16 protein-coding genes and 1 pseudogene are annotated in these 15,652 nt (G+C 57.9%); 14 read left to right on the forward strand and 3 right to left on the reverse strand.

The window, feature by feature from the left end:
- Nucleotides 1–69: 69 nt before the first annotated feature.
- Nucleotides 70–258 carry a 50S ribosomal protein L28 gene (gene rpmB / locus WMO45_RS07580; protein WP_033116638.1) on the reverse strand — a complete coding sequence of 63 codons (189 nt, stop codon included), beginning with the start codon at nucleotides 256–258 and terminating at the stop codon, nucleotides 70–72.
- A gap of 168 nt (nucleotides 259–426) precedes the next feature.
- Between rpmB and hprK the strand changes: the two genes are divergently transcribed.
- The 3 genes from hprK to WMO45_RS07595 all read left to right on the forward strand — a co-directional run bounded on the left by hprK (nucleotide 427) and on the right by WMO45_RS07595 (nucleotide 3,933).
- On the forward strand, nucleotides 427–1,383 hold the full coding sequence (gene hprK / locus WMO45_RS07585) for an HPr(Ser) kinase/phosphatase (RefSeq protein WP_349139981.1): 957 nt from the start codon (nucleotides 427–429) through the stop codon (nucleotides 1,381–1,383).
- A 67-nt stretch (nucleotides 1,384–1,450) separates the two neighbouring features.
- The gene (locus WMO45_RS07590) at nucleotides 1,451–2,893 is read left to right on the forward strand and encodes an MBOAT family O-acyltransferase (protein WP_349139982.1); all 1,443 of its coding nucleotides are present in this window, start codon (nucleotides 1,451–1,453) and stop codon (nucleotides 2,891–2,893) included.
- A 17-nt stretch (nucleotides 2,894–2,910) separates the two neighbouring features.
- Complete coding sequence (locus tag WMO45_RS07595; RefSeq protein WP_349139983.1) at nucleotides 2,911–3,933, forward strand: SGNH/GDSL hydrolase family protein; 1,023 nt, start codon at nucleotides 2,911–2,913, stop codon at nucleotides 3,931–3,933.
- A 46-nt stretch (nucleotides 3,934–3,979) separates the two neighbouring features.
- Here WMO45_RS07595 and WMO45_RS07600 read toward each other — a convergent pair whose 3' ends face one another.
- Nucleotides 3,980–4,903, reverse strand: a complete 924-nt coding sequence (locus tag WMO45_RS07600; RefSeq protein ID WP_349139984.1) for a LysR family transcriptional regulator — start codon at nucleotides 4,901–4,903, stop codon at nucleotides 3,980–3,982.
- A gap of 204 nt (nucleotides 4,904–5,107) precedes the next feature.
- On the opposite strand from WMO45_RS07600, the gene WMO45_RS07605 reads away from it, so the two are divergent.
- The 8 genes from WMO45_RS07605 to WMO45_RS07640 all read left to right on the forward strand — a co-directional run bounded on the left by WMO45_RS07605 (nucleotide 5,108) and on the right by WMO45_RS07640 (nucleotide 12,452).
- Nucleotides 5,108–6,172 (forward strand): TRAP transporter substrate-binding protein, encoded by a 1,065-nt coding sequence (locus WMO45_RS07605; protein ID WP_349139985.1) that lies wholly within the window; start codon nucleotides 5,108–5,110, stop codon nucleotides 6,170–6,172.
- A gap of 36 nt (nucleotides 6,173–6,208) precedes the next feature.
- Nucleotides 6,209–6,709: a TRAP transporter small permease gene (locus tag WMO45_RS07610; protein ID WP_349139986.1), complete on the forward strand. Its 501-nt coding sequence runs from the start codon at nucleotides 6,209–6,211 to the stop codon at nucleotides 6,707–6,709.
- The gene (locus WMO45_RS07615) at nucleotides 6,706–8,058 is read left to right on the forward strand and encodes a TRAP transporter large permease (RefSeq protein ID WP_349139987.1); all 1,353 of its coding nucleotides are present in this window, start codon (nucleotides 6,706–6,708) and stop codon (nucleotides 8,056–8,058) included. The genes WMO45_RS07610 and WMO45_RS07615 overlap by 4 nt, the downstream gene beginning before the upstream one ends.
- Nucleotides 8,059–8,078: 20 nt before the next feature.
- The gene (locus tag WMO45_RS07620) at nucleotides 8,079–9,344 is read left to right on the forward strand and encodes an FAD-dependent oxidoreductase (RefSeq protein WP_349139988.1); all 1,266 of its coding nucleotides are present in this window, start codon (nucleotides 8,079–8,081) and stop codon (nucleotides 9,342–9,344) included.
- Entirely contained in the window at nucleotides 9,341–10,612 is a 1,272-nt protein-coding gene (locus WMO45_RS07625; protein ID WP_349139989.1) for an aconitase X, read from the forward strand. The genes WMO45_RS07620 and WMO45_RS07625 overlap by 4 nt, the downstream gene beginning before the upstream one ends.
- Nucleotides 10,612–11,037, forward strand: coding sequence for an aconitase X swivel domain-containing protein (locus WMO45_RS07630; protein WP_349139990.1), 426 nt, complete (start codon nucleotides 10,612–10,614; stop codon nucleotides 11,035–11,037). The genes WMO45_RS07625 and WMO45_RS07630 overlap by 1 nt, the downstream gene beginning before the upstream one ends.
- Nucleotides 11,038–11,169: 132 nt before the next feature.
- The gene (locus tag WMO45_RS07635; RefSeq protein ID WP_349139991.1) at nucleotides 11,170–11,574 is read left to right on the forward strand and encodes a hypothetical protein; all 405 of its coding nucleotides are present in this window, start codon (nucleotides 11,170–11,172) and stop codon (nucleotides 11,572–11,574) included.
- The gene (locus WMO45_RS07640) at nucleotides 11,571–12,452 is read left to right on the forward strand and encodes a DNA/RNA non-specific endonuclease (protein ID WP_349139992.1); all 882 of its coding nucleotides are present in this window, start codon (nucleotides 11,571–11,573) and stop codon (nucleotides 12,450–12,452) included. Before WMO45_RS07635 ends, WMO45_RS07640 begins: the two co-directional genes overlap by 4 nt.
- A gap of 44 nt (nucleotides 12,453–12,496) precedes the next feature.
- Here the strand turns inward: WMO45_RS07640 and WMO45_RS07645 are convergent, their stop codons facing one another.
- Nucleotides 12,497–13,477: an ADP-ribosylglycohydrolase family protein gene (locus tag WMO45_RS07645; protein WP_349139993.1), complete on the reverse strand. Its 981-nt coding sequence runs from the start codon at nucleotides 13,475–13,477 to the stop codon at nucleotides 12,497–12,499.
- Nucleotides 13,478–13,620: 143 nt separating this feature from the next.
- Here WMO45_RS07645 and WMO45_RS07650 point away from each other — a divergent pair, with 143 nt between their 5' ends.
- From WMO45_RS07650 to WMO45_RS07660, 3 genes and pseudogenes are all read left to right on the forward strand, one after another.
- Complete coding sequence (locus WMO45_RS07650; RefSeq protein WP_349139994.1) at nucleotides 13,621–14,898, forward strand: hypothetical protein; 1,278 nt, start codon at nucleotides 13,621–13,623, stop codon at nucleotides 14,896–14,898.
- A gap of 233 nt (nucleotides 14,899–15,131) precedes the next feature.
- Nucleotides 15,132–15,476 (forward strand): cupin domain-containing protein, encoded by a 345-nt coding sequence (locus WMO45_RS07655; protein WP_435387682.1) that lies wholly within the window; start codon nucleotides 15,132–15,134, stop codon nucleotides 15,474–15,476.
- A gap of 21 nt (nucleotides 15,477–15,497) precedes the next feature.
- Nucleotides 15,498–15,652 (forward strand): annotated as a pseudogene (locus WMO45_RS07660) (5-dehydro-4-deoxy-D-glucuronate isomerase); the annotation flags it as partial.

A 15,652-nucleotide genomic window follows, 5' to 3' on the forward strand; every position in this document is an offset into this window, starting at 1 on the left:
CATGCGGGCTTTTTGATCGATCTGAGGACAGGGAAAAAGCCAGTCCCAAAGGACTGGCTTTTCATGTTATTACACAGCGCGGGTGACCTTACCCGAACGGAGGCATCTGGTGCACACATAAACGTGCTTGGGCGTGCCGTTGACAATCGCCTTGACGCGCTTCACATTGGGCTTCCAAGGACGATTGGAGCGGCGGTGAGAGTGGGAAACCTGGATGCCGAACACAACGCCCTTGTCGCAAAATTCACATTTGGCCATTCGCTTATACCTCCTCGCTCGTCAGGATACGCTTCGTAAAGCATCGAATGATATGATAGCAGATTCTCGCAGAAAATGCAAGTATTTTTTTAAAAATATGGTTTCACAATCTTTGTTGCAAAAAGGAAGGGAGAAATGGTATACTGTGACAAAAAGGAGGCGTCGCCTATGGAGAGCCTGTACAGCGTCAAACTGGGAGCGCTGATCAAGGAATTTAAACTGGAGGTGCTGCGGGGTGGGGGCGGCTATGAGGACCGCGCCATCCGGACGGAGGACGTAAACCGTCCAGGTCTTCAGCTCACCGGTTTTTTTGACTATTTTGATCCCAAGCGGCTGCAGGTCATCGGCCGGGTAGAGACCACCTATCTCTCCGGCCTGACGCCGGACCAGCGCCGGGAGAGCTTTGAGCAGCTGCTCTCTCAGGATATTCCCGCTCTCATTATTTCCCGGGGCATCGACCCGTACCCGGAGTGTATGGAGATGGCGGAAAAGTACGACCGTACCATTCTGCGCAGCCAGGATACGACCAGTGTGCTGATGAGTACCATCATCGCCGCACTCAAGTCCTATCTGGCTCCCCGGATTACCCGCCACGGTGTGCTGGTGGAGGTCTACGGCGAGGGCGTGCTGCTGCTGGGCGAATCCGGTGTTGGTAAGAGCGAGACGGCCATCGAGCTGGTCAAGCGCGGCCATCGGCTCATCGCTGATGATGCAGTGGAGATCAAGCGCAACGTTACCGACCGCCTGGTGGGCACGGCGCCCGAGCTGATCCGCCACTACATTGAGCTGCGGGGGATCGGCGTCATCGATGTCTGCCGGCTGTTTGGTATGAGCGCAGTCAAAGATGAGGCCGAGATCGACATGGTCATCAATCTGGAGCAGTGGAAGGATGGAGCCATGTACGACCGTTTGGGGCTGGAGAACCTGTATACCACCATCCTGGATGTGCAGGTCCCGTCTCTGACGGTGCCGGTGCGGCCGGGCCGGAACCTGGCGGTCATCATTGAAGTGGCGGCTATGAACAACCGCCACAAGAAGATGGGATATAATGCGGCGGTGGAATTCACCAAGCAGATCAACCAACATTTTGACCAGGCCATGAGCGCCCAGGCCCAGGAGAACTGAGGCACAGTCCGGAGCCCGCCGGAGCAATTCTGCTCCGGCGGGCCCTTTCCAAGAAAGGGGGAGGACGTTGACCTTCCTGTCGCTGTCTTTTTTTTGTTTTTTCCCCATCACGGCGGTGGTCTACTTCTGCCTGCCCCGCCGCATGCAGAACCCGTGGCTGCTGTTGGCCAGCTGGTTTTTTTACCTATGCGCAAAGCCGGTCTATCTCACGCTGCTGCTGTTCGTCGTGGTCTCTTCGTACCTGGCAGGGCTGGCGCTGGCCCGCAGGCGCAGCCGGTGGGTGCTGGCGCTGTGTCTGACGGCCGATGTGGTGCTGCTGTTTCTATTTAAATACGTCAATTTTGCGCTCTCCCTGGCGGGTCGGCTGCTGAACGCGGCGGGGGTAGATTTTTCTGCCCCAGTGCTGGAGTTGGTATTGCCTGTGGGCATCTCCTTCTATCTCTTTCAGGCCATGGGGTATGTCATTGACGTTTACCGGGGTAAAGCGGAGGTGGAGCGGGACTTTGTGGTGTACGCGCTCTTTCTGTCCTTTTTTCCCCAGGTAGTCTCCGGCCCCATCGGCCGGGCCGGGCAGCTGATCCCTCAGTTCCGCCGGGCCCACACCTTCGAGTGGACGCAGTTCCGGGCCGGACTGGTCCGGTTTTTGTGGGGGGCCTTTAAGAAAATGGTGCTGGCCGACCGGCTGGCCGTGCTGGTCAACACCGTGTTCGGTGCCCCCCAGCAGTTTGGCGCCCTCCAGCTGGCGGGAGCGGCGGTGGCCTTTTCCTTTCAGATCTACTGCGATTTCTCCGCCTATTCCGATATGGCGCTGGGCGTGGCCCGGAGCATGGGCTTTTCCCTGCTGGAGAATTTCCGCACGCCCTATTTCTCACGCTCCATCGCCGAGTTCTGGCGGCGGTGGCATATTTCTCTCTCCTCCTGGTTCCGGGACTATCTGTACATCCCCCTGGGCGGTTCCCGCCGGGGAACGCTCCGGAAATACCTCAATGTGCTCATCGTCTTTACAGTCAGCGGCCTTTGGCACGGAGCGGCCATGACCTTTGTGGTGTGGGGGGCGCTCAACGGCCTGTATCAGGTGGCCGGTGCGGTGACTGCACCGCTGCGGACGCGGGTTTGGAGCTGTCTGCACCAGGACGAGGACAGCGTTGTGCGGCATCTGACGTCCATCACGGTGACCTTCCTGCTCTCCACGGTGGCCTGGGTCTTTTTCAAGGCCGGCAGTCTTACCAACGCGCTGGCGGTGTTGAGCGGCATGCTCCATGGGCCGCTGTGGGTGTTCCAGAGCATGGGTCTGGACCGGCAGGAGCTGCTGGTGGCAGCGGTGGGACTGTTGGTGCTGTTTTTGGTCGATCTGCGCTGGACAGGACACGATCCGGTGGAAGATTATCTGGCGGCCCCCCGGCTGGTGCGTTGGGTGATCCTGTGGACGCTGCTGCTGGCCTGCCTGGTGTTCGGCAGCTACGGTACCGGCTATGATGCCCAGGCGTTTTTGTACGGGTTCAGCTTTTAAGAAAGGAGATGGTCGTCTTGCGTAGATCTGCCCGGCGGAAGGAAGCGTGCCTTGCCCTGGTATTCCTGCTGCTGACGGGACTGATGATCCATTTTATCTCCGATGTGCTGCGCCCGCCCCAGGTGAGCTTCGGTTCCACCTGGAGTGCCTTTTTGGCTGAGCCAGAGGACAGCCTGGATGTGATCTATCTGGGCAGCTCCTATACCTACTGCGATGTGAATCCGGCGGTAATCTACGATAAGAGCGGCCTGACGGGGTACGTGATGGCCGGTTCAGAACAGACGCTGTCCATCTCCTACTGGTATCTGCGGGAAATTTTCCGCACCCAGTCGCCATCGGCGGTGGTGGTGGAGGTCACTTCTCTGTTTTTCGAGCCCTATCAGAACTATACCCAGCTCAATGTGGATCTGATGCCCTTTTCCTTCAATAAGCTGGGGGCTATCTTTACCGCCTCTGAGCCGGAGCTGCGCACGGGCCTGCTCTTTGACCTCTACTTTTATCACAGCCGCTGGAAAGAGGTGGAGCGGGAGGATGTGGAGCGGGCTCTGCACCCGGTGGAGTGGAACGAGCGCAAGGGATTTACCCCCATGGCCGGTACACAGGAGGGAGTAGGGCAGACCCCCTATGTGGCCGATCGCATCATCTCTGATGAGCACTATGCCGACAATCTGAAATGGCTGGGGCGGATCCTGGCGTTGTGCAGGGAGCATGGTGCTCAGGCTATCCTTACCATTCACCCCAGCTATACCCGCTGTACGCCGGAGCGGTATGCACAGATCGGCAGGGAAGTGACGCAGATGGATGACCAGGCGCTGTTTTATGACTGGAGTGACAGCTTTGAGGAGATGGGGCTGACGCCCAGCCGCCACCTGTACGACGGCGGCCACCTCAATCGGGAGGGTGCCGGTATCTTTTCCGCCTGGCTGGGGGATTTCCTGGTAGAGGAGGTAGGTCTGACGCCACGGCCCCAAAGTGAGGAAAACGCCGCTGCCTGGCGCGCTTCAGTGGCCTGGTGGGAGAACGAGGCGGCAGAACAATAGCATCAGATAAAAAAGGACTCTCGCTGGAGCGAGAGTCCTTTTTTGCTTATATCAGGTCGTCACTGGAGGTATACTGCTGTATCTCATCCAACAACAGCTGAAGGGATGGGTTGTGGTTGCTTTTACGCCAGATGGCGTCGGTGCCTACGCTGGCGAGGTGGTCGGTCATCGAGAGGTCGATGGCGCGGATATTGGCACTGGTATTGATCCGATAGCTGCGTCCCATGATGCATACCCCAAGACCGGATTCCAGGTAGAGGATCATGGTCTCCATGTCCGGCACCTCTACTACGTGCTGGAACTGAAGTCCGGAGCAGGCGGCCACATCGCTGTAATAGATGGAAGTGGCTGAGTCAGAGGAATGCTCCCGCAGGCGTAACAAGGGTTTGTCCACAAAGTCCTGGAGGGAGAGAGGGCCGCTCTCCTGGAGCATGAGCACCTGGGAATAGTACAGAAAGGTGTGGCTGCGAGAGACCACCATGCGGGTCTGATCCCCTTTTTTGGGGGGTTCCAGGCTGTAAGTGAAAATCACGTCCAGTTCTCCGCCCTCCAGCTTCTGCTGCAGAACGGAAAAGGGGTGGCTGGTGATCTTCAGGCGGATCTCGGGATAGACTTGGGAAAAAGCACGCAGAAAGCCCGGCATGATGTAATTGATATCCATCATGCTGCCAATGCCGATGCGGATCTGCCCCCGTACATCGGCTGTGGTGCTGGCCGCCTTCTGTACGGCCGTGTCAATCAGGGAAAGAGCCTCGCGGAAGTCGGGATAGAGCATCTGACCGATGTAGGTCAGACGGACGCTGTGGTTGTCCCGAATAAACAGCTTGACGCCCAATTCCCGTTCCAGCAGGGCGATCTGTTTGCTGATCGTGGGCTGGGAGACATAAAGCTCCTCCGAGGCCCGGGTGAAGCTGAGGTTGTCTGCAACGCTGAGAAAATAGCGGATCTGAGCCAGGTCCAATGGTATCATCTCCCCCTGCAAACTGGGATAACCTGTCTCTATTATAACGGTTGTTATTCCATTCTGGAATGGTGATATAGTCTAAAACGATTGTACAAAAACTGCGAATATTAGTATACTGTGCACATAAGGTAAAAAAGGGGGGAAAGGGGAAGATAGGTGTCGAAAAAAGTAAAATAAATAGCTATATTTACAGTGAGGAGGAGCAATTGTATGAAAAAGACTATCGCGGTAATCCTTGCGGCATCCATGGCGCTGACGCTGGGCGCCTGCGGCACGAACGGAGGAGAAGCCAGCAGTGGTCCGGTGGAAAACACCGGCGAGACCTACACCTGGAAGCTGGGCACGATTTACAACGATCCTTCCGCCAAGCCGGATTTCAACTCCTTCGGTATTGCGACACAGAAATTCTGCGATCTGGTGGCGGAGCGCACCAACGGCCAGCTCATCATTGAGCCCTATTACAGCAGCGTGCTGGGTGCTTCAGAGGAACTGTGGGGTTCTCTGCGGGACAATGAAGTGCAGGTATTCTACGGTCAGCCCATGTCCACCTCCGACCCCCGGTTCGGCGCGTGGAATATCCCATATATGTTCAGCGACTATGACCAGGTGGAAGAACTCATTGCCAGCCCCGACGCGCCTCTGTTCCAACTGGCACAGGAGTGGATGGAAGAGGACGGCGTACACCTGGTGGCCGTAGGCGGCGGTGTGTTCCGCGGTTTCTTCAATATCAAACATGAGGTGGGTGCCATTGAGGATATCCGGGATCTGAAGTGCCGGATTTATGAAGATAAGGTGGTACAGACCTACTGGGGCGATGTGTGCAATGCAACCTCCATGGCGTTCTCCGAGGTATATACCGGCATGCAGACCAGCGCCATCGACGGCTTGGAGTTTGCCGCCACCAGCGTGCTGTCCAGCCAGTATTACGACATCGCCAATCCCTCTTACTACAGTGATATCGACTGGCAATGGACCAGCGGAAACAACCTGGTGGTCAGCCGGGATGCGTGGAATGAGCTGCCTGACGACCTCAAGGAGATCGTGACCGAGTGTGCCTGGGAGGCACAGGACGTGTTCCTGGAGGAAGAGAAGGCCAATGGTGAGGCGGCTCTGGCGGAGCTGGAGTCCCACGGTACCGTGATCCATGAACTGACCGACGAGGAACGCCAGACCTGGATCGATCATGCACGCAGCCTGGACGACAAGATGAAGGAAGAGATTGGCGAGGAGACCTGGAACGAGGTCTGGGATGTCATCAATTCCTATAACGGGTGAGCGATCCGCTGGGAGAAGATGTAAGGGGGGCAAACCATGAAATTCCTAAAGCGTCTGGATGATATCCTCTTCAAGGCCGTGCAGGTCTGTCTGGGGATTTTCATGATTGCGCTGACTGCCATCGTGGTGCTTCAGGTGCTGGTCCGCTATGTATTCCATGTCTCCATTGGCGGTGTGGAGGAACTGCCTGTGTATCTGATGCTGCTCAGCGTGTGGATTGCAGCCATTTTTGTGGCCCGGGATGACGGGCATGTGAAGATCGAGCTGCTGGATATGTTCGTAAAAAACAAACGCATCGTAGGCCTGATCAACATTGTCCTGTGCGGCCTCAGCGGCGTGGCTCTGGGCTGGTTTGGCTGGCTGTGCCTGCAGTACATGTTTAAGCTGCAGGGATACGGCGACGTGACGGCCGGTCTGCAGATCCCCGTCTGGACACTGGAGCTGTTCATGGTGATCAGCTGTATTATGATGGCCATGTACTATGCCATCAATTTTGTCAAAAAGATTCTGCGCTGGAAGGAGGGTGAGAACGTATGAGCGGTATTGTCATTGCCGTAGTGGTGATCCTGGTACTCATCCTCCTGGGTATGAGCGTGCCCTGGTGTTTCCTCTGGGGTTCCCTGGCCTATGTGCTGGTCACCGGGGCCAGCACCGGCAGCTTCGTTTCTACTGCGTTCTACTCGCTGGATTCCACTTCCACACTGGCTATTCCTCTGTTCATGGCGGCGGGTGTGTTGCTGGAAAAGAGCGGGATAGCGCGCACATTGATCGATCTGGCTGAGAAACTCATGCGTCGTTTCAAAGGCGGCATGGGCGCCACTATCCCCGTGGTGGCCTGCTTCTTCGGCGCCCTCTCCGGCTCGGGCACCGCTACCGTTACCACTCTGAGTTCCATGATGGCCCCCCGCCTGCGGGAGATGGGCTGGGACAAGCGGTATCTGGCGGCTTTTATCGCGGCCTGCGGCCCGCTGGGGTATATGATCCCGCCCAATATGAATGCCATTATCTATGCCAATGTATCCAGCGCATCGGTCTCCGGCCTGTTCCTGGCCACGGTGATCCCGGGTATTCTGTGGGCGGTGCTCTATCTGGTCATCAACCGTGTGACCTATCGCCACTGGCATGATCCCGCCAAGGCCGGGCGCCTGGATCCGGCCACGGATACCATCGTACCTATGACGGAGGCCGAGCGGGAGGCGCTGCATAAGAGCCAGCGCTGGTCCAAGGTACTCAAGAGCGCCATTCCCGCATTCCTGATGCCTGTGATCATTATGGGCGGCATTTACAGCGGTACCTTTACCGCCACCGAGGCCGGCGGCATCGGCTGCCTCTACGCGGTGATCGTGGGCGTACTGGTCTACCGTACCCTCAACGGCAAGAGCATTTTCGGCGCGTTTGTCGGCACCGGTTCTTCTCTTGGTTCCTTCCTCATCATGTTCCCCATGACCCTCATTTTCTCCCGGATCCTGGTGACCAATGGTGTACCTGATATGATCACTCAGCTGATCACTGGTGTGTCGGACAACCGTCTGGTGATCCTGCTGATCCTGGATGTGGTACTTATCATCGCCGGGTGTTTCCTGGATGCCGGCGTACTGCTGCTGGTACTGACTCCTCTGCTGCTGCCCACCGCCACAGCCATTGGCCTGACGCAGATCCAGCTGGGTGTCATCATGTTCGTCGCTGTTGGCGTGGGCACCATTACACCGCCCATGGCTATGAACATCTTCATTACGGGTAAGGCATGCAATGTCTCCGTACGCGAAATGATGAGCCCCCTGTGGCCCTTCCTGGTCTTTGGTGCGCTGCCCATCCTCATTTTGGTCACTTATGTTCCGGAAGTGAGCCTGTGGCTGCCCCGGCTGGTTATGGGGACGGTCTCATAAATGGATTGGAGGTGGATCCTATGACCGGGATCGAAGAAAAGGGAAGGATGCTGCGGGTGCTGTTTGACTGCGACGTGCTGGTCTGCGGCGGCGGGATCGCCGGTATTGCCGCCGCGGTGGCTGCGGCCCGAAACGGGGCGCGGGTCACCCTGCTGGAGCGGGAATACGCTCTGGGCGGTTTGGCTACGCTGGGACTCATCACTATCTATCTGCCCATGTGCGACGGCCTGGGACATCAGGCAGAGTACGGGTTGGTGGAGGAGTTGCTCCGACTGTCCATTAAGCACGGTGCGGAAAAGGACTATACAGAGCTCTTCTTTCAGCCCCATACGGTAGAAGAGCGGCGGGCAGGGCCCCGGCTCACTGCCCAGTTTAATCCGGAGTTTTTCGCACTGGAAGCGGAAAAGCTGCTGCTGGAACTAGGAGTCAACATCCAGTACGGCACCCTGGTATGCGGTGTGGCTATGAAGGATGGCAACAAAGTGGACGCAGTTATCGTGGAGAACAAGTCCGAGCGCTGTGCCATCCGCTGCAAGAGCGTGGTGGATGCTACGGGAGATTCTTATGTAGTCAAGTATGCCGATGCCGGCCATGTGCTTTACGGCGGGGACAATGGCTTGGCCAGCTGGTACTATTATTATGCCGGCCAGGAGATCAACCTGCGCATGTATGGACTGAGCGACGTGGTGCCGGGAGAGAACCAGTCCAGCAACTCCTGGGACAACGATGTGGATACGGTGATCGCGGGCAGCCGGCGCTACCGGGGACTGGACGGGGTGGAGCTGAGCGAAATGGTGGCCGACGGACACCAGCACATGCTGGCGGACATGCTGCTGCATAAGGCGCAGTCGCCCGACTTTGCGCCGACTACCATGTCCACCATTCCGCTGCTGCGCATGACCCGCCGCCTTGCGGGGGCGTACGAGATGGATGCGGACGAAATCGAAGTGTACATGCCGGACAGCGTGGGCACTTTCTGTGACTGGCGCAAGCGCGGGCCGCTGTATGAGCTGCCCTTCCGCACCCTGTACAGCTCCACGGTGCCCAATCTGCTGGTGGCTGGGCGCAATATTTCGGTAAGCGACGACATGTGGGACATCACACGGGTGATCCCGGTGTGCGCGGTCAGCGGCGAGGCGGCCGGTACTGCGGCTGCTCTGAGCGACAATTTCCCGGAATTGGATGTGACCGAGCTTCAGCGGCATCTGCAGGCGCAGGGGGTCAGACTCCACTGCGCGGATATCCGGGAGAAGAGCGAAAGTGAAAGGAAGGGAAACGGTTCATGATCCTGACAGACGAAGAAAAAGCCATGCTGGACGGGCAGGAGGGCCTGGCTGTACAGAAAGCCATGGAGATCCTGGTCCACTATGGTGAGGCGCTGGGCGCGGAGCGGCTGGTGGATACCCGGAACGTGGGAGGCTACCTCATTGCCCGGAAGGACCAGATGAAGCAGGCCAATACCGACAGCTTTGATACTCTGTTCTCCCAGTTGAACATCGACAGCGACGAGCCATTTGAGTTTGGTCGGGTGAAGGTACCCAGCTGCCAGTTTGAAACGGACATGGAGCCGGACTATTACCGCCTGTCTGACCGAACGGAAGAGGACAAAATTCTCTATGAGCGGAATATGGACTGGCTGCGCAAGATCGGAGTAAAGCCCATGTGCACCTGCACGCCCTACCAGGTGGGGAACGTGCCCGTCCGTGGGGAGCACTGTGCCTGGATGGAGTCCAGCGCGGTGGTCTACATCAACAGCGTGCTGGGTGCACGCACCAACTGCGAGGGGACGGAGAGCACCACGGCGGCCATGCTGACCGGCAAGATCCCCTACTGGGGCTACCACTGTGACGAACACCGCCGGGGTACCCACCTCATCCGGGTGGAGACACCTGTGCTGACCCAGAAAGACTGGGGCCTTCTGGGCTACTGGGTGGGCAAGATTGTACAGGATAAAGTGCCTGTGCTCACCGGCATCGACCGGCTCCCTGTGCGGGACATGCTCAAGCACTTCGGCGCGGCGGCCGCCTCTGCCGGCGGGATCGAGATGTACCACATCCCCGGGATCACGGCGGACGCTCACACGGTGGAAGAGGCCCTGGGTGGCAATCACCCGGTGGAACTGAAGTTCGGCCCGGAGGAAAAGCGCTGGGCCTATGAGCTGCTCAACAGCTGTGGAACCAATACCGACGTGGACTTTGTCATGCTGGGCTGCCCCCACTACTCCATCGACCAGGTGGAGGAAGTGGCCCGACTGGTAGAGGGCCGGCATATCAAGGACGGCGTAGCGTTCTGGGTGTTCGTGCCCCAGTCTATCCGGGATCTGGCGGTGCGCTGCGGCTATGTGGATATCATTGAGAAAGCGGGCGGCCTGGTCATGCGGGACTGCTGTCCGGCTTTGGGACAGTTCAAGCCGAAGGGAGCCCATGTCATGGCCACCGATTCCGGCAAGCAGGCCCACTATCTGCCCAACTTTACCGGCATTGAGTCCTGGTACGGCTCGGTGGAGGAATGTGTGGAGGCTGCGGTCACCGGTCACTGGGGAGGTGAGCTGTAATGGAAAAGATCGTCCTGCACGGGCGCAAGGTCGTGGGCGGTGTCGTGGAAGGCGAGGCCCTGGTTACCCGTGAGACCATCTCCGGCTGGGGCGGGATCGACGTCCGGACCGGCAAGATCATCGATGTGCGTCACGAGCTGGCCGGGGCCTGCTTTGCGGGCAAGGTGCTGGTCTACCACGGCGCCAAGGGGTCCTCCGGCTGGTCCAGCCAGTTCCATCAGGCCCGACTCAACGGTGTGGCGCCGCTGGCCATGGTGTTCAAGGAGACCACTACAAAAATCGCCCTGGGCTGTGTGGTTACCCACTGTCCGGGGGTGACGGACCTGGATCAGGACCCCACGGAGGTCATCCATACCGGAGACTATGTCCGCGTGGATGGTGACCACGGTACCGTGGAGATCCTGCGGCGCAGGGAAGAAATGTAACGCGGAAAAACAGGAGGCAGAGACCCATACAGTGGGCTCTGCCTCCTGTTTTTTGCTTGCCAAATGGGCACGGATTCTTTATACTGAACTGTACACGATCCGATCTGCACCGTAAGAGGAGGGAAAACGGAGATGACCGTGTACCTGTGTCTGGATGAGAAAAACGGGATGCTCTTCCACAACCGTCGGCAGAGTAGGGACCGGGCGGTGCGGGCGGATATCCTGCGGGAGTGCGCAGAAAGCACCCTGTGGATGGATGCTTATTCCGCAAGCCAGTTTGAACCTGTCCCTGCTGCCATCGTGGTGGCGAAGGACTGCCTGGCCCGGGCTGGGATAGCGGATAGCTGCTTTGTAGAGCGGCAGGTCCTGGCCCCCTGGGTGGAAAAAATCGGCCGATTGGTGATCTATCGCTGGAACCGTGCCTATCCATCGGACACCTGCCTGGACGTGTCACTGGAGAACTGGAAGTTGTTCAGCCGGGAAGAATTTTCAGGCTATTCCCACGAAACCATTACGAAAGAGGTCTACCGCAAATGAAACGAATCCGTACCATGCTCCTGCCGCTGGCGCTGCTGTGCGCCCTATTGCTGAGTTCCTGTCAGGACGGCGCTTTTGTCAGCACCAGTTCCGGTGCCGCCACGCTGGATCAGATCCCGGCTTATTCCGGGGAGCCCTATGTCACGGTCAACGACAATGAGCCCTTTTTCACCGAGGAGGAGTTTACCACCGAGTCCTTTGAAACGTACAGCGAGTTGGACGATTTGGGGCGCTGCGGTACGGCCTATGCCAATGTGGGGCAGGACCTGATGCCCACCCAGGAGCGGGAGAGCATCAGCTCGGTCACCCCGAGCGGCTGGGAGAACGTGGAGTACGACGGGCAGTATCTCTACAACCGTTGCCACCTCATCGGCTTCCAACTTACCGGAGAGAATGCCAATGAGCGCAACCTGATTACCGGTACCCGCTATATGAATGTGGACGGGATGCTGCCCTTTGAGAACATGGTGGCCGACTATGTAAAAGAGACCGGCAACCACGTCCTCTATCGGGTGACCCCTGTGTTTGAGGGAGAAAATCTGGTGGCCGGCGGCGTGCTCATGGAGGCGGAGAGCGTGGAGGACAGCGGAGACGGAGTATGTTTCTGCGTCTATGTCTACAATGTCCAGCCGGGGATCACCATCGACTATGCCAATGGTTACAGTGCCCGGGACGGCGAGGACCTTCCGGAGGAATCCGCAGCGCCGGACACGCCGGCGGAGACGACCTACATCCTGAACACCAGCAGTCATAAGTTCCACCTGCCCACCTGTTCCAGCGTGGCGGACATGAAAGAGTCCAACAAGCAGACCTATACCGGCAGCCGGGAGGCGCTGCTGGAGGAGGGATATACCCCCTGCGGCGTATGTAAACCATAATATCATAGAAAACGGAGGACCCGGTATCTGCCGGGTCCTCCGTTTTAATCTGTGGCAGTGGGGCAGGCTGACGACCAGCGCTGCGCGGCCTCCATACACATCTGTTCCAGCCTGTCATGCCGGAGCAGAGCGGAGACCCAGCTGGTTGGAATGGCGTCAAAGCCGTACCGGATTCCGGCAAGCCCGCCCACCACGGCAGTCACCGTGTCCGTGTCCCCGCCCAGATTAACGGCCTGCAGGACGCATCCGGAATAGTCCTCCGTGGTCAGCAGGCACCAGAGCGCAGCTTCCAGGGTATCCACCACATAGCCGCTGCTGTGGATGTCCTCCGGGTCCATCCGGGCAAAATCAGGGGAGAACAGCCGGGAAAAGGCGTCGTGCTCCGGATAGCCCCGGTAGAAGGCGTCCGCCTGCTCCAGTCCCCGGAGGATAGCGGAAGGACCGTTTTGCTCCAACAGGGCTTCCATGACGAAACTGTAGATACCGCAGGCCATCATGGCCCGGGGGTGGGCGTGAGTCAGGGCGGACACGGTATGGACGGAACGAATCCGCTGCTCCGCCGTGCTGCCAGTCCCGGTGATGTGCTGATAGAGGGGGATGGGCAGTATGCGCATCAGCGAACCGTTGCCGCAGTCCCGTTCTGTTTTGCAGCCGTAGTGCCTGCCGTGCAGATAATCGGCGATGGCTTTGCACGTGGTGCGGCCCATACCGAAGGCACGGCCCTGGGGGGTAAAGAAGCCCTTTGTTGCCCACTGGGAGAAGCGCAGCATGATGTCCTCCGGAACAATGCCGCCACGCTCGGTCAGGCTGGCCATGGTGCACAGGACCATGGAAGTGTCGTCCGACCAGACGCCTTTTGGTAATTCCCGGGCAACAGGCTCCATCAGGTCCGTGACGGGGTGCTGGAGCAGATGATTTCGTGGGCTGAATTCCACAGGTACGCCCAGCGCATCCCCTACCGCGTGGCCGAATATGCCGGCTCTGAGTATCTCATACGCATTCTGCGCAGTCCTGCTGTTGTCCATCCGCGTCACCGACCTTTCGCATAAAACCATACTACCTGGCTCACAGCCTGTCAAGGATAGCGCTTGACAGCCCGAGTATGTCAGAGTACGATAAAACTAACCCGCCTGGGCGGGAAAAGCGGAATTGGATCGAGGGTGATACCATGAGAGATACGCCTGTGAACGGGCACATGCTGATCAGTGGCTGTGCCGACCGGGAAAACTACGACACACAGCTGCTTTACTTTACTTGTTCGTCCCTGAGCCGGGACGACCGCTGGATCTTTCTGCTCACCGACCGTACGGGCAGCCCCAATATTCTGGCCCGTGACCTGTTTACTGGGGAGGAGCGCATCCTGACGGACAACCGGAAGGGACTGCTCAAGAGCTACGTCTACTTTGACGGTACGCCGGGGCAGGGGCTGGGCAAGGCCAGCGTATGTCTGGATGCTACCGGACGTGTGCTTTATTACATTCAGGATGACGCCATTTGCAAGGTGGATCTGGAAGGAAATGTACAGGTGCTTAACCGGGTGCCGGATGGACGGATGACGGCCTTTACCCATGTCAGTGCGGATGGCCGGCTGCTGTGCGTGCCCATGACAGACGGACGGTGTTTGGATTACGATCCGGAGACCGAGGGCAGCGGTCTAGACCGGCGGCCGGTATATGATATCGATGGACGGGTGCAGGCCGAGGACCTGAGCAGCTATCTGTGTGTCTATGACACGGCAAGCGGAGCGCTGCTGTACGAAAAACGGGTGCCTCGGTGCTGGATTACACATGTGCAGTTTAATCCCTGCAATTCGGAGCAGATCATGTTCAATCACGAGTGGCCCAGTTTTGACTGCGGGATTCGGCGCATCTGGCTGTATGATCACGCTGGGGATACGCTGATCCGGGTGCGTACCGAAGGGACGGATACCTTGGGTGATTCCAGGGGCTACCCCCGCAGTGCCGGAGACTGGGTGTGTCATGAGATGTGGAGTGATGACGGGGAAAGCATCATCTATCACGGCGGCTACGCCGACGGACCGGCTATGGTGGGACGGTATGAACTGGCGTCTGACCGTTACTGGGAGATTGCACTTCCTGATGACTACGACGCCTACGGTCACTTTACCATGGATCACCAAGGCAATCTGGTCTGCGACGGGTACTTCAAGTATCCGTGGGAGATAAAAAAAGTACGGGAAAACAGCACCGATCATGGTCCGGATCCCCACAAAAAAGATGCCGAGTATATCTGCAAGGTGCTCCCGGACTGGGAAGCGGGCCGGCTGACCTGGATTCCTCTGTGCCGGCATGAAAGTGATTGGCTGGGGCAGGATGCGCACCCTCATCCTATTTACAGCCACGCCGGTGACCGGGTATTTTTTAACAGCCGCAGCGGAAAGACCGTTAACGTTTACTGTGTTTCGGCGCAGCCGCCTCAGTGCTAAAAATGCAAAAGAAGTGCCAAAGCAGGATTGTTTTGGCACTTCTTTTTTTGCAAAAAGTAAACGTTGACTTTATGGTCGATAAGAAAAAATAAGAGAATAGAAGATAATTTATAAAAAAGAAAGAAATTTTTCTGTAACTGAAGAAAGAAAAATGCATTGACAAAGCAATAGTTCTATAATACAATTAAGAAAACGATTACGTAAATGGTGTGTGTAGAAAGGGGAAATGGATCATGCCAATGACCGAGAAGGGGCAGCGCTGGGTGCCCTACGAAGAAACGCTGGCCCAGCCCACAGATCCGGGCGTGGTACGCCGGATACTGGCATACAGCGAGGATCTGATGTGCGTGGAGAACCGGTTTGAGACGGGAGCGGAGGGAAAGCTGCACAGCCACCCCCATACCCAGATCACCTATGTGCTGGAGGGGGAGTTTGCCTTTACCATCGATGGGGAGACCCGGCTGGTACGCAAGGGTGATACCCTGCTCAAGGAGGATGGTGTGGTCCACGGCTGCGTCTGCCTGAAGGCAGGGGCTCTGCTGGACATCTTCACCCCCATGCGCAAGGATTTTGTCTAAACAAAAAAGGAGACGATTGATATGAATATCCGTTATTCCGCCAACCAGCGGGACGTAAAGCGCTACACCACGGAGGAGCTGCGCCGGGAGTTTCTGATCGAGGACCTCTACCGGCCGGACGAGGTGGTGGCGGTGTACAGCCATGTGGACCGTATGGTCACCATGGGGTGCATGCC

The sequence above is a fragment of the Flavonifractor hominis genome (genome assembly GCF_040095835.1).
Classification (GTDB): Bacteria; Bacillota; Clostridia; order Oscillospirales; family Oscillospiraceae; genus Flavonifractor; species Flavonifractor hominis.

Bases quoted from the DNA above. Each gene is read 5' to 3' on its own strand.
- WMO45_RS07615 (WP_349139987.1), top strand. From the start codon at position 6,706: ATGAGCGGTATTGTCATTGCCGTAGTGGTGATCCTGGTACTCATCCTC.
- WMO45_RS07605 (WP_349139985.1), top strand. From the start codon at position 5,108: ATGAAAAAGACTATCGCGGTAATCCTTGCGGCATCCATGGCGCTGACG.
- WMO45_RS07620 (WP_349139988.1), top strand. From the start codon at position 8,079: ATGACCGGGATCGAAGAAAAGGGAAGGATGCTGCGGGTGCTGTTTGAC.
- WMO45_RS07600 (WP_349139984.1), bottom strand. From the start codon at position 4,903: ATGATACCATTGGACCTGGCTCAGATCCGCTATTTTCTCAGCGTTGCA.
- WMO45_RS07625 (WP_349139989.1), top strand. From the start codon at position 9,341: ATGATCCTGACAGACGAAGAAAAAGCCATGCTGGACGGGCAGGAGGGC.
- WMO45_RS07645 (WP_349139993.1), bottom strand. From the start codon at position 13,477: ATGGACAACAGCAGGACTGCGCAGAATGCGTATGAGATACTCAGAGCC.
- WMO45_RS07630 (WP_349139990.1), top strand. From the start codon at position 10,612: ATGGAAAAGATCGTCCTGCACGGGCGCAAGGTCGTGGGCGGTGTCGTG.
- rpmB (WP_033116638.1), bottom strand. From the start codon at position 258: ATGGCCAAATGTGAATTTTGCGACAAGGGCGTTGTGTTCGGCATCCAG.
- hprK (WP_349139981.1), top strand. From the start codon at position 427: ATGGAGAGCCTGTACAGCGTCAAACTGGGAGCGCTGATCAAGGAATTT.
- WMO45_RS07655 (WP_435387682.1), top strand. From the start codon at position 15,132: ATGCCAATGACCGAGAAGGGGCAGCGCTGGGTGCCCTACGAAGAAACG.
- WMO45_RS07640 (WP_349139992.1), top strand. From the start codon at position 11,571: ATGAAACGAATCCGTACCATGCTCCTGCCGCTGGCGCTGCTGTGCGCC.
- WMO45_RS07635 (WP_349139991.1), top strand. From the start codon at position 11,170: ATGACCGTGTACCTGTGTCTGGATGAGAAAAACGGGATGCTCTTCCAC.
- WMO45_RS07650 (WP_349139994.1), top strand. From the start codon at position 13,621: ATGAGAGATACGCCTGTGAACGGGCACATGCTGATCAGTGGCTGTGCC.
- WMO45_RS07610 (WP_349139986.1), top strand. From the start codon at position 6,209: ATGAAATTCCTAAAGCGTCTGGATGATATCCTCTTCAAGGCCGTGCAG.